The organism is Allobosea sp. (assembly GCF_035999205.1).
Classification (GTDB): domain Bacteria; phylum Pseudomonadota; class Alphaproteobacteria; order Rhizobiales; family Beijerinckiaceae; genus Allobosea.
Map to the genome: position 1 here is coordinate 29,653 of NZ_DASYHA010000024.1, position 12,585 is coordinate 42,237.

Genomic DNA, 12,585 nt, shown 5'->3' on the forward strand with positions numbered 1-12,585 from the left:
ATCGTCAACATGCCGCGCCGGCTCGGGCCGGCGCGGCCCTCCTCTCCCATGCTGGAATGCCGGCCTTGCTGAGACTGATCGTCGGACGCCTCTGCTTCATCGTGCTCGCGGGTTTCCTGCTGCTGAGCTTCCTGTTCGCACTGTTCCACATGATCCCGGGCGACCCGGCGGTCCTGCTCGCCGGCGACAGCGCGACGAAGGAGGTGGTGGACAGCATCCGGGCCGCCTATGGCTTCGACCGGCCGCTGCATGTGCAATACGTGTCCTATATGAGCCACGTGCTCGTCGGCGATTTCGGCGTGTCGAACTATACGCGTCAGCCCGTCCTCGGCATCGTGCTGCCACGCGTCCTCAACACGGCGCAGCTCGCGACGCTGGCCATGCTGCTGGCGGCCAGCATCAGCCTGGTCCTCGGTTCTCTCTCGGCTATGTTCTGGGGTCACCCGCTCGACCGGGTCGTGACGCTGTCCTCGCTCGTCGGCATCTGCACGCCGGTCTTCGTCACCGGCATCGCCGGCATCTATCTGTTCGGCGTCTGGCTCGAATGGCTGCCGATCGCCGGCATGGGGAGCTGGTGGAACTACATCCTTCCGGTGGTGACGCTCGGCACCTACCAGGCCGCGATCTTCACCCGCATGGTGCGCTCCTGCATGATCGATGCGCTCAGCAAGGAGTTCATCGTGACGGCGCGCGCCAAGGGCGTGCGCGAACGGCGCATCGTCTATCTCCACGCCATGCGCAATGCGCTGCTGCCGATCATCACCCTGTTCGGGCTCGGCTTCGGGCATACGCTCGGCGGTTCGGTCGTGGTCGAATCGATCTTCAACTGGCCGGGCCTCGGGCGGCTCATGGTGGAGTCGGTGCTAACGCGCGATCTGCCGGTAATTCAGGCAGCGATCTTCTTCTTCGCGATCATCTTCATCACGCTGAACATGCTCGTCGACATCATCTACACCTGGGCCGACCCCAGGATCCGCTACTGATCTCGATCGGAACGGCGATGCAATTCCTGAGGACCTTCACGCGGGACAAGATTGGCAGCTTCTTCGCCATGGTCCTGCTCGCGCTCATCGTCGTCGCGATCACGGCGCAATGGATCACGCCGCGCGACCCCTTTGCCGTCAGCCTGCGCGAGACCATGCAACCGCCGTCCTGGTCGCATTGGTTCGGCACGGACCAGTTCGGGCGCGACGTGCTCTCGCGCGTGATCCTGGCGACGCAGGTCACGACCAAGATCGCGCTGTCCTCAATCCTGTTCGCCGTCATCCTCGGCGTGCCGCTGGGCATGATCTCGGCCTATCGCGGCGGCATCGTCGACTCGATCTGCATGCGCATCACCGACATTATGCTGATCTTCCCGATTATCCTGGTGGCGATCGTCATCGTCGTGGTCGCCGGGCCGTCCGAGAACGGCGTCATCCTTGCGCTCGGCCTGTCGCAACTGCCGCAATTCGTCCGGATCGCGCGCGGCGTCACGCTGGCGGCGAAGGAAGAGCTCTATGTCGAGGCGGCGATCGCGGCTGGTGCCGGTTGGCGGCGTATCCTGTGGCGCCACATCTGGCCCAATATCTCGACGCCGGTCATCGTCCAGGCGACGCTGACCCTGCCCGTCTTCGTCCTCAATACGGCCGCTCTGAGCTATCTCGGCCTCGGCGTCCAGCCGCCGACGCCCGAATGGGGGCAGATGCTGAACGAGGCCAAGGAGGTGCTGACCAGCGCGCCCTATCTGATCATCGGGCCCTCGGTCGCTCTCTTCCTGTTCGTGCTTTCCGCCAATCTCGTCGGCGACACCTTGCAGGAAGCGATGAACCCCAAGCTCAAGGCGCGGACGCCCGGTTCCGCCCCCAGCACGGACCCAGTGATCGATCAGGCGAGGACAAACGGATGAGCGACCGGCAGGCAATCTACGACCATATCGACGCCAATCTCGACGCGCATGTTGCCGCTATCCAGTCGATCGTCCGCCAGCCCAGCGTCAGCCTCGAGAAGCTCGGCATGCGCGAATGCGCTGCTGTACTTGTCGAGAGCATGAAGGCTGCTGGCTGCACCGAGGCCGAGGTGGTCGACGTCGGCGACGACTATCCCGGCGTCTGGGCCGCGATGGATTTCGGCAAGCCGACCACGCTGTTCATCTACGGCCATTACGACGTCCGTCCTGTCGGCACCGAAGCCTGGACACATGCGCCGTTCTCCGGCGAGGCGATCCCCTTCGGCGGCTTCCCGAAGGTCGTTTTCGGGCGCGGCGCGGCGGCGCAGAAGGGGCCGCTCCAGGCGTGGCTGAACGCCATGTCCTCGATCATCGCGACGACGGGCGAGTTGCCGGTCAACATCGCCTATCTGATCGAGGGCGCTGAGCTGCTTGGCAGCGCGAATTACGGCAAGCTGGTCGAGCGCTATCGCGACCGGCTTGCCAAGGCTTCGGCGCTCTATGGCCCCAAGACGGCCCAGGATGCCTCGGGCGCGATCAGCATGACGCTGGGCTACAAGGGGCTGATCTATATCGAGCTGACCGCTAGCACCGCCGCGACTGGGCTGGGTCCGCAGGGCGGCTCCGTCCACAGCGCCACCGCCGTCGTCGCGGACAATCCGGTCTGGCGCCTGCTGCACGCCATGGCCACGATGACCGACGCCAGCGGCCGCGAGATCCGCATCCCCGAGCTCGCCGCCGTGATGGCCCCGCTCAAGCCGATCGAGCCCTGGGAGCGGCCGGTGCTCGATGCGATGCGGGCGAGCGCGGCGGGCAAGGATGCCAATGGCGTCATCCCCGGCCTGTTGCCGAACTTTCCCGTGCGCCAGTTCAAGGAGGAGATGTCGACCGAGGATTTGCTCGAACGCTACATGTATGGCGCGTCCTTCAACATCAGCGGCCTGCGCTCGGGCTACACCGGGCCGGGCTCCAAATCCTTCCTTCTACCCGACAGCGCGACCGCGACCTGCGATATCCGTGTCATCAGCGAGGTGCCGGCTGACGAGATCATCGCGATGGTCCGCCGCCACCTCGACGGTCAGGGCTTCACCGACATCGCGATCAAGGTGCTCGCGGCCTATGACTGGTATCAGAGCTCGATCGAGTCGAACCTGCTCCAGGCGACGCTGAAGACCCTCGACGATTATGGCTGCCCCCGTACGATCTGGCCGGTGCAGGGCTTCGGCGGACCCTGGGCGCATTACGCCAAGGTCTTCGACATCCCCTCGCTCCAGGGTGGTGGCCCGCTCCACGGCGCGCGCATGGCGACGAGCGACGAGTTCCTGGTCGTCGAGGGTGATGGCAAGGTTGCGGGATTGGCAACGACCGAGCGCTTCTATGTCGATCTGCTGTACAGGTTCGCGGCCTTGCAGGGCGAGTGACACCGCGCCACGCCGCCCGAGCCCGCGGATCGCGTTTCCGAGCCTCGGGGATGCGTTCCCGGGCTCCTTTCATGCGGCAGCAGTCAGGCCTGACCGATCGGTGACGCCTACAAACCGATCCTACGCCGGCCTGATGAAACGCCCGCTGCCCGGCGCTGCCGTGACCTGCTTGCCATCGAAGACGGTTTCGCCTCGACGGAAGGTCGCGATAGGGCGATATGGCAGCTCGATCCCGTCATAGGGGCTCCAGCTGACGAAATTGTGCCCGCTGCGCGCCGCCTCGTAGCGGTGCGGGTCGTGCGCCATCACCATGATGTCGGCGTCGCGCCCTGGCGCGAGCGCGCCCTTCACGTCGCCGATGCGGAAGAGGCGTGCCGGGTTGGCGGCGAGCAGGCGCGCCGCCCAGGTGAGCGGCAGGTTGCGCTCCACCAGGCCCTTGACCAGCAGCGGATAGAGCGCTTCCAGGCCGGGCACGCCCGACGCATTGCGGGCCATGACCGGATCGACCTTGCGGTCCTCCGACCAGGAGACGTGGTCGGTCGAGACAATCGTGACATGGCCGGCGGCGAGATGCCGCCAGAGCGCTTCGACCTCGGCGCGCGAGCGGATCGGTGGGTTGATCTTGGCCTTGCCGACGAGGCGGGCGACGTCGCTTTCCTCGTCGAGGAAGAGATAATGCACGCAGGCCTCGATCGTCGTGTCGTAGCCGTCCCGGCGGTAATTCTCGCAGAGCTGGTAGCCGCGGCCGATCGAGCAATGCACGATATGGCCGGAGCAACCGGTCGCGGCCGCGATCTCGTAGACCTCTGCCGTCGCAAGCGCCTCGGAAAGCTTGCTACGCGCGAGGCCGTGGGCGCGATAATCGGTGATCCCCTGCGCCGCGACGCGCGCCTCCGCATCGCGGATCATCTCGTCGTTCTCGTTGTGGACTGCGCCGATCCGGTCATGCTTCGCGATCTCGGCGAAGCAGGCCTCCAGCATCTGCGGCGGAATGCGCGGGAAGCGCTCGGGATGCGTGCCGAAGGTCGAGAATTTGAAGCCGGCCGCTCCGGCGGCGACCATGGCGGGAATGTGCTCGGGACCTTCTCCCGGATGGACCGTGCCGTAGAGCGCGAAGTCGACGCGAGCCTGCTCGCCCGCCTCCTTCGCCTTGGTCGTCAGCTTCTCGGCCGTGCAGATCAGGTTGCCGTCGTCATAGGGCATGTCGACGATGGTGGTGACGCCACCTGCCGCCGCCGAGCGCGTCGTCCAGATGAAATCGTCCTGGCCCTTCTGCGTGCGCGAATGCACCTGCGCGTCGATGGCGCCCGGGAGCACCAGCGCATTGCCGAAATCCTCGCGTTCGCGTGCGGCCGGCGGCGTGCCTTCGCCGACGCGCTCGATGATGCCGCCGCGGATCGCGACGTAGCCGTTCTCCCGCACACGGTCGGTCCCGACGACCCGGCCCGTCACCACGAGATCGAAATCGCTCATTCGCTGCTCCCCATGAAGTCGCCCGCTCAGACGCCCAGAAAGGCCGAGCGGATGCTGTCGTCGTCTATCAGGTTGCTGGAGAGGTCACTACGCACGGTGCGTCCCTTCTCGAGCACATAGGCCCGGTGCGAGATGCGCAGCGCCTGCCTGGCATTCTGCTCGACGAGCAGGATCGCCGTGCCGGCCGCATTGACCTTCTTGAGCAGCTGGAACAGTTCGGCAACGAGCTTCGGCGCCAGCCCGAGCGAGGGTTCGTCGAGGATCAGCAGGGTCGGCCGGCTCATAAGCGCCCGGGCGATTGCCAGCATCTGCTGTTCACCGCCGCTCATGAGGCCGCCGAGCTGTTCGCGCCGCTCCGCGAGCCGCGGGAAGAAGGCGAACATCTCGTCGAGCGTTTCCTGGCGTATCGCGATGTCGCGCTGCGTGTAGGCGCCCATCAGCAGATTTTCCATGACGGTCATCTGCGGCATGATCAGGCGCCCCTCGGGGCATAGCGCGACGCCCAACGGCACCATCTCATGGCACTCGGAGCGCGTGACATCCCTGCCGCCGAAATGGATCGTCCCCGCTTGGGGCGCCATTGCACCCGCGATCATCCTAACCGTCGTGGATTTTCCGGCGCCATTTGCGCCGAGCAGGGCCACGATCTCCCCCTGCCCCACAGTCAGGCTGACATCACTGACCGCGACGGCGCCTGCATAGGCGTAACTCAATCCCTTGACGTCGAGCATCGGCGTCAGTCCATGGGCCAGGGCGGCAGGCATCCGCCTTCTCGTGCAAGCTCGGCCCAGACATCGCAGGCATCGACCAGCGTGGGGCCGCCGCAGGGCAGCATCACATAGGAGACGCCTTCCGCGATCTTCTCGATCGAGGCGCCGAGTTCGGTGGCGCGGCGCAGATGATAGCGCATGCCGGCCTTACATTTTCGGGCCGCGTGCGCGACGATCAGGGCGATCTCGGCGATCTGTTCCGGAATGGCGCCGCGAGCGGTCCCGACCATGGCGGCATAGCGCCTGTCGGCCTCCTCGGGAGCGATCCAACGCGACCAGCTGTTGGAGAAGTCGAGCGCCGGATAGGCTTCGGCTACCCCCGCCAGCGCCATGCAGTCGTGGATCTGCTCCGAGGTCATGCCGGACTCCTCGGCCCGCGGCATGTGGATGTCGCCATAGGCCTCGCGCGCCGAGGTCAACAGCACCAGCCAGACGACCTCGCGCTCGAAATAGGTGAAGGCGCGCTCGAGCAGCGTCAGTTCGCGGTAGTAGTTGTCGTACGCCGCCATCAGGTTCGGATCGTAGGTGCACAGCATCCGGTGATAGGCGAGCAGGTAGCCGCGGGCGTCCAGGGCCTTGGCCAGAGCGGCCTTGCCATTCGCCTCGCGCTCCTGCGGGGTGAGTTCCTGTCGTTTGATGAAGGTCATTCGTCGGTTCCCAGATAGGCTGCGATGACCCGCGGATCGCGTGCGATCTCCTCGGGCTTGCCCTGTGCGATCAGGCAGCCGGCCTCGAGCACGAGCACGGTGTCCGAGACCTCCATCACGGCGGGCATGTCATGTTCGACCAGGACGATGGTGGCCCCGGCGTCGCGGATGCGGCGCAGGATCGTGACCATTTCCGCGGTCTCGGTGGGGTTGAGGCCGGCGCAGGGCTCGTCCGCCAGCAGCAGCGACGGGCGCGCCGCCAGCGCGCGGGCGACTTCGAGCCGGCGCAACTGGCCGACCGTCAGTTCGCGGGCTTCACGGTCATGCAGCTCCGCAAGACCCGCGAGCTCCATCGCCTGCGCCGTCACCGCGGCGACGTCGCGCGGACCGGTGCGCCCGAACAGGGCGCCGATACGCACATTCTCGGTGACCGACATGCCGGGGAACGGCTTGGCGATCTGGAAGGCCCGCGCGACGCCGAGATGGGCGACCTGGACCGGCGAGAATCCCGTGATATCCCGTCCCTCGAAGGTGATCGTACCGGTGTCCGGCGCGAAGTAGCCGGTCACCAGGTTGAAGAAGGTCGACTTGCCGGCGCCATTGGGACCGATAAGGCTGCAGATGGAGCCGCGCGGCACCTCGAAGGAGACCTCGTTCACCGCCTTGAGGCCACGGAACGACCGGCTGACGCCCTGCACGCTCAGGATCGACTGCGCCGTCATCGTTGCGTCTCCTGCTTGCGACGCCGCATGCGCAGGCGATAATTGTCGTAGATGCCATAGAGCCCGTTCGGTGCGGCCAGCACCAGGACCGCGATGAGCAGTCCGGTGATGAACATGTGCGTGTCGAGCAGATCGCCCAGCAGCACCTGCGTGACATAGGTCATGATGCCGGCGCCGATGATCGGGCCGATGATCGTGCCCATCCCGCCCAGCAGAGAATAGACGATGACATTGAGGTTGAAGTCGCCGCGATAGACCGAGTTCGCGGTGATGTAGCCGAGGTTATGGGCATAGATGACGCCCATCATCGCCGTCAGCATCGCCGAGATCACGAAGGCGATCATCTTGTAGCGCGTCGTCGGCACGCCGAGCATGCGCGCGGTGTCTTCGTCCTCGCGGATCGCGAGCAATCCGTAGCCCAGCTTGGAATGGCGGACCGCGATCGCGACGAGGACGATGACCAGCGTGGCCAGCAGCAGCGCCCAGTAATAGAAGCGCTCCGGCCGGACGCCCCTGGGGACGATGTCCATGAGGTTCACGCCGAGCGCGCCACGCAGGCTGTCGATATTGCTGACCAGCTCGAAGCAGACCTGACTGACGCCCAGCATCGCAATTGCGAAATAGATGCCGCGCAGGCGCAGGATCGGCCAGGCGATCGCCAGCGCCAGCAGGCCGTTCAGCAGCATGGCCGCAACCAGCGCCACCATGAAGGCCGAGCCCGCCGGCCAGCCCGGCAGGGCGAGCTGGAGCAGCGCCGCCGTGAAGGCGCCGGTGCCGACGAAGGCCGCGTTGCCGAAGCTCCAATAGCCGGAGAAGCCGCCGAGAACCGTCCAGGCGACGGCGAGGCCCGCCGCGAGAACGAAGAGCTGGCCGACGCGGACGCCGTAGGGCGACAGCAGCAGCGGCAGCAGGGCGAACAGAAGGGTGCCGGCCAGGGTGACGCCGATCGACACCCAGGCCTGACGGCCGGAGACGAAGAGCTTCATCGCGATCCCTTGAAGCTGTTGCCGAGAAGACCGGCCGGTCGCACCACGAGCATGAGCACGAGCAGGAGGAACATCATCGCATTGGGGAAGGCGGCGCCGACGAGCTGGGCCGTCGCCGTGTTGATGACGCCGAGGATCAGGCCACCGACCAGCGCGCCGGCAGGGCTGCCGATGCCGCCCAGCGTCACGACGACGAAGGCGTTGATCGTCCAGAGCGTCTCGTCCGGAGGAGAGAACGGCATGACGAGGCCGATCGCGACGCCGGCAGCGCCGGCGAAGGCGGCCGACACGCCCGCCGTCAGGGCGAAGACATGGCGGATGTTGACGCCGCACAGTGCCGCGGCCTGCTCCTGCTGCGCGGTCGCGCGGATGGTGCGACCGAGTGAGGTGTAGCGCAGCATCGCCGCCAGCAGTGCCAGCAGCACGACGCTGACGACCAGCGCCGCGACGCGCGTCAGGCCGACCGTCACCTCGCCGAAGGAGAGCGAGTCGAAGGCATAGGCAGGCGTCACGCTCTTGAAGTCCGGCGAGTAGATCAGGACCAGCGCGTTGCGGATCATCAGCGCGAAACCGAAGGTCAGCAGCATCGAAGCGAGCAGGCTCGCCCGCTTCGTTGCCCACTGGATGACCGTGCGCTGGAAGGCGTAGCCCAGACAGAACATGCCGAGCATGATCAGCGGCAGGGCCAGCAGCGGATCGATGCCGAAGCGGTCGAGCAGCGTCCAGGCCGCATAGCCGCCGATCAGGACGAAGGCGCCGTGAGCCAGATTCACGACACCGAGCACGCCGAAGAGCAGCGAGAAGCCGACGGCCGAGAGCGAGAAGAGCCCGCCCAGGACCAGCCCGTCGACCAGGGTTTGCAAGGTCATCGGGTTCTCGCTCAGCCGCGCTTCTGCGCCCACGTCGGGGCCGGATAGGTCGGGGCCGCGGTACGGGAAGCCTCGGGGAAGACGACCTCGGCGTTGCCCTTGAGAACCTGGCCGACGGTCGAGCCAAGATAGAGCGGATCGCCGTCGCCCTCGGGAGTGAACTTGATGCGGCCGTAGAGGGATTCGACATCCAGCGCCGCGAGCTTCTCGCGCACCTTGGCCGGATCGAGCGAGTTGGCCGCCTTCATCGCATGCACGTAGGCGACGATGCAGGCCGCGCCGGAGGCTGTGTGGTAGGCCATGTCGCGTTTGAAGTGCTTGTGGTAGTAGGTGGCGAAGCCCTGAGCTGAGCCGAAGATCGCATCTTTGTAGGGCGAACGCTCGTCCCAGAACTGCTGGAAGTACAGGCCGTTGGCAAAGTTGCCGAGTGCTTCGCGGAAACTCTTGAGCTGCGGGCCGAGCGACAGATAGAGCAGTGGCACGTCGACATTGGACGAGATCAGCTGGCGCGCGATCAGGAGCGAGTTCTGGTCGTGGGTGGTGGCGAGCAGGACGTCCGGCTTCTTGCTGCGGATCTGGTTCACCAGGCTCGAGGCGTCGGTGATGTTCTCCGGCAGGGTGACGATGTCGTTGATCGGGAGCCCCTTCTGCTTGCCGAATGCGATGGCGCCCTCCGCCAGGGTCTTGGAGAAGGCATCATTGGCCATTGCGAACATGATCGACTTCGGCGCCGGGTTCAGCGCGGCGAAATACTCGATCGTGTTGTAGAGCTGGCGCGAGGCGCGCGGGAACATGCAGAAGATGTTCTTGTAGCCCTGGGTGTAGATCTGGTCGGAGGCGCCGCCGGTCTGCATCATCGGCTTGCCGGCGCGCTCGACGATGGCGGCCGTCGGGAGAACGATGTTGCTGCCGAAGGAGCCGAGGAAGAACTGCACGCCGTCGTCGAGGTGGCGCTGGATCAGGGTCGAGGCGCGGGCCGGGTCCGAGGCGTCGTCGAAAAGGCGCACGTCGATCTTATAGCGCTTGCCGTCGACCTCGACGCCGTTGAGCTCTTCATTGATGAACTTCTGAGCGGTGAGATAGCCGTTGTTGACGTTGAGACCAGTCTCGGCGGCACGCCCGGAGAGCGGCACCGAGCCACCGATGACGATCGTGTCGGTGGCTTGTGCCATGGCGCTGCGGCTGATCGCCGGCATGGCGACGGCCGTGCCGATGGTCTTCAGGACTGTTCTGCGGTCGATCTTCATGGTTCCCCTCGCAGTTCTTGTCGGCCGGCCCGAGGACCGCCTCTCTTGCCCTGCAAGATCGGGCCCTTTCATCGGAACCTTCGCCCTGCCGGCATGTCACGCAGCAAGATTTTCCTCTTGCGGCGCCGCGATAAAGATTGCTGTCGCATTGGATTTATGCGGAATTCGCATGAATGGACATGTTGCACGCCTATCGCGCCTTTCTGCGGGTCGCAGAAACCGGCAGTTTCAGCCGCGCAGCCGAGGAAATGCGCCAGCAGCAATCGCAGATCAGCCGGATGGTCGCGGCGCTCGAATCGCAGCTCGGCGTGCAACTGCTGCGGCGCACGACCCGGTCGGTCACCATCACCGAAGAGGGCGAGCGCTACCGGATGCGTCTCGCATCGATCCTGCATGCGCTCGACGATTGCGAGAGCGAGATTCGGACCGGCCGGCGCGAGCCGAGCGGGCTGATCCGCGTTGCCTGCCCCACCACGCTTGGGCGCGTGCTGCTGGTCCCGATCGTCAGCGAGTTCCTGAAGGTCTACGGCAAGGTCAGCGTCGAGCTGCTGATGAACAACAGCCTCGTCAATCTCGCGGCGGACGGCATCGACATCGCCGTGCGCGCCGGCCGCCTGCCGGAGAACGAGCTGCCGACGCGCCGCCTCGGCACCGTCGAGCAGTTCGTGGTCGCGAGCCCGGCCCATCTCGCCAGCATCGACGCGATCAGCGATCCCGACCATCTGCTCGGCCGCAACTGCTTCTGCTTCGCGACGAGCGGCGGGACGCAGACTTGGTCCTTCTCGCAGGGCGACACCGCCAAGCTCGTCAATGTCCAAGGCGACTTCATCGCCAACGATGCAGAGGTGCTGCTGCAACGTTGCCTGGACGGGCTTGGCGTGGCGATGCTGCCACGCTGGCTGGTGTGGAACCTGATCGCCGAGGGGCGGCTGGAACGCCTGCTGCCGCATTGGCAGACCCGCTCGATGCAGCTCAGCGTCGTCACCTCGCATCGCAGCTATCGGCCACAGCGCATCTCCGTATTCCTGGCCTTCCTGGAGATGCACCTGAAGCCATTCCTGACGTCAAGCCAGGAAGCGGACTGAGCTGCGATCGTCGCCCGGCCGGCACAACTGGGCCAGCCTGCGGCCGGCGCCGCAGACCCGCCCCGCTGCTCGGCCGGCTTGCGCCGAGACGTGCGGGATGACAATGGCGTGTCGGCGAGAGCGCCGGATAGGCGCAGCCCGTCGCTCGCCGAACCATGCCAGTCCTTGCCCTCAGAGGTTTCATGTCCATCGATCAGAGCCGTCTCTGGAGGAGACTTGAGACACTGTCGCGCCTGACCGATCGTGACCGGCCTTGGACGCGCCGCTCGTTCACGCCGCGCTTCCTTGAAGGCCGCGCGTGGCTCGCCGCCGAATTCCGTGCGGCAGGGCTGGAGACCGGAATCGATGCCGGCGGCAACCTGATCGGGCGGCTGGAGGGGACAGAGCAGGGCCTGGCGCCGATCCTGATCGGCTCGCATTCCGACACCGTCCCGTCCGGCGGGCGCTATGACGGGATTCTCGGCGTTCTGGCGGCACTCGAGGTCGCACAGGGCCTGATCGAGAACGGCGAGCGCCGGCGGCATCCGCTGGAGGTCGTTGATTTCCTCGCAGAGGAGCCGAGCGAGTTCGAGGGCCTGTCGTGCATCGGCAGCCGCGCGATGAGTGGCGCGCTAACCCCTGAGCACCTCGCCCTGCGCCGGGCAGACGGCATGAGTCTCGAAGAGGGCATCGCTTATGTCGGCGGAAGGCCGCAGGACGTGGCCGGTTCGGCCCGTGCTCCCGGCAGCATCGCTGCCTATCTCGAGCTTCACATCGAACAGGGACGCGTGCTCGAAAGCGAGGCGAAGCCGATCGGCATCGTGACCGATATCGTCGGAATCCGACGCGAGCGCATCACGGTCACCGGCCGTGCCGACCATGCCGGGGCCACGCCGATGCCGCTGCGCAGCGATGCGCTCGTTGGCGCGGCCCGCCTGATCGAAGCCGCCTACCAGAAGGCGATGGCGACATCGGGAGATGCGCAGCCCCTGGTCGCGACCTTCGGCAAGATCGACGTCAGCCCGAACGCGGCGAACGCGGTGCCCGGGGAAGTCGTAATGACGCTCGAGGTGCGGTCGGGCAACGAAGCTGCCGTTTCCGCTTTCGGCGGCGCGCTCGTGCGAGAGGTGCAGCCTGAACTGGACGCGCTTCGCCTGAAGGTGAAGGCCGAGCCGATCAGCAATGTCGCTCCCGTCGCCTGCGCGACTGTCATCCGCACGGCCATCGCCGATGCCTCGCGAGCCTGCGGGCTTGGCACGCGCGACCTGCCGAGCGGCGCCGGCCATGACGGGGTCTTCGTTTCGCGGCTCGGCCCGATCGGCATGATCTTTGTGCCGTGCCGCGACGGACGCAGCCACGCGCCGGAAGAGGCGATCGAACCGGAGCAGGTGGCGGATGGGGCCCGGACACTGGCCGGTGCTGTCAAGGTGCTCGACGAGCGCCTCGACTGAGCGGGCCG

General features: G+C 66.3%; 12 protein-coding genes. 5 read left to right on the plus strand and 7 right to left on the minus strand.

From position 1 onward, the window contains the following. Window positions 1-65 precede the first annotated feature (65 nt). Genes VGN82_RS12850 through VGN82_RS12860 form a run of 3 tightly spaced genes read left to right on the plus strand, consistent with a single transcriptional unit; the run spans window position 66 to window position 3,348 of the window. Window positions 66-983 (plus strand): ABC transporter permease, encoded by a 918-nt coding sequence (locus VGN82_RS12850; protein ID WP_327527419.1) that lies wholly within the window; start codon window positions 66-68, stop codon window positions 981-983. A gap of 17 nt (window positions 984-1,000) precedes the next feature. After that, complete coding sequence (locus tag VGN82_RS12855; RefSeq protein WP_327527420.1) at window positions 1,001-1,888, plus strand: ABC transporter permease; 888 nt, start codon at window positions 1,001-1,003, stop codon at window positions 1,886-1,888. Continuing rightward, window positions 1,885-3,348: a M20/M25/M40 family metallo-hydrolase gene (locus VGN82_RS12860; RefSeq protein WP_327527421.1), complete on the plus strand. Its 1,464-nt coding sequence runs from the start codon at window positions 1,885-1,887 to the stop codon at window positions 3,346-3,348. The genes VGN82_RS12855 and VGN82_RS12860 overlap by 4 nt, the downstream gene beginning before the upstream one ends. A gap of 120 nt (window positions 3,349-3,468) precedes the next feature. Here the strand turns inward: VGN82_RS12860 and VGN82_RS12865 are convergent, their stop codons facing one another. The 7 genes from VGN82_RS12865 to VGN82_RS12895 are packed head-to-tail and all read right to left on the minus strand — an operon-like array spanning window position 3,469 to window position 10,062. Next, the gene (locus VGN82_RS12865; protein WP_327527422.1) at window positions 3,469-4,821 is read right to left on the minus strand and encodes a dihydroorotase; all 1,353 of its coding nucleotides are present in this window, start codon (window positions 4,819-4,821) and stop codon (window positions 3,469-3,471) included. Window positions 4,822-4,847: 26 nt separating this feature from the next. Continuing rightward, window positions 4,848-5,585 (minus strand): ABC transporter ATP-binding protein, encoded by a 738-nt coding sequence (locus tag VGN82_RS12870; RefSeq protein ID WP_327527423.1) that lies wholly within the window; start codon window positions 5,583-5,585, stop codon window positions 4,848-4,850. Continuing rightward, window positions 5,558-6,238 carry a carboxymuconolactone decarboxylase family protein gene (locus tag VGN82_RS12875; RefSeq protein ID WP_327527424.1) on the minus strand — a complete coding sequence of 227 codons (681 nt, stop codon included), beginning with the start codon at window positions 6,236-6,238 and terminating at the stop codon, window positions 5,558-5,560. Before VGN82_RS12875 ends, VGN82_RS12870 begins: the two co-directional genes overlap by 28 nt. Next, window positions 6,235-6,960 carry an ABC transporter ATP-binding protein gene (locus VGN82_RS12880; protein WP_327527425.1) on the minus strand — a complete coding sequence of 242 codons (726 nt, stop codon included), beginning with the start codon at window positions 6,958-6,960 and terminating at the stop codon, window positions 6,235-6,237. Before VGN82_RS12880 ends, VGN82_RS12875 begins: the two co-directional genes overlap by 4 nt. Further along, complete coding sequence (locus VGN82_RS12885; RefSeq protein WP_327527426.1) at window positions 6,957-7,946, minus strand: branched-chain amino acid ABC transporter permease; 990 nt, start codon at window positions 7,944-7,946, stop codon at window positions 6,957-6,959. Before VGN82_RS12885 ends, VGN82_RS12880 begins: the two co-directional genes overlap by 4 nt. Further along, window positions 7,943-8,815, minus strand: a complete 873-nt coding sequence (locus tag VGN82_RS12890; RefSeq protein ID WP_327527427.1) for a branched-chain amino acid ABC transporter permease — start codon at window positions 8,813-8,815, stop codon at window positions 7,943-7,945. The genes VGN82_RS12885 and VGN82_RS12890 overlap by 4 nt, the downstream gene beginning before the upstream one ends. An 11-nt stretch (window positions 8,816-8,826) precedes the next feature. Then, window positions 8,827-10,062, minus strand: coding sequence for an amino acid ABC transporter substrate-binding protein (locus VGN82_RS12895; RefSeq protein WP_327527428.1), 1,236 nt, complete (start codon window positions 10,060-10,062; stop codon window positions 8,827-8,829). A 173-nt stretch (window positions 10,063-10,235) separates the two neighbouring features. On the opposite strand from VGN82_RS12895, the gene VGN82_RS12900 reads away from it, so the two are divergent. After that, window positions 10,236-11,147: a LysR family transcriptional regulator gene (locus VGN82_RS12900; protein WP_327527429.1), complete on the plus strand. Its 912-nt coding sequence runs from the start codon at window positions 10,236-10,238 to the stop codon at window positions 11,145-11,147. A gap of 182 nt (window positions 11,148-11,329) precedes the next feature. Next, a complete protein-coding gene (locus VGN82_RS12905; RefSeq protein WP_327527430.1) occupies window positions 11,330-12,577 on the plus strand; it encodes a Zn-dependent hydrolase in 1,248 nt (415 codons plus the stop codon). The last annotated feature ends 8 nt before the right edge of the window (window positions 12,578-12,585 follow it).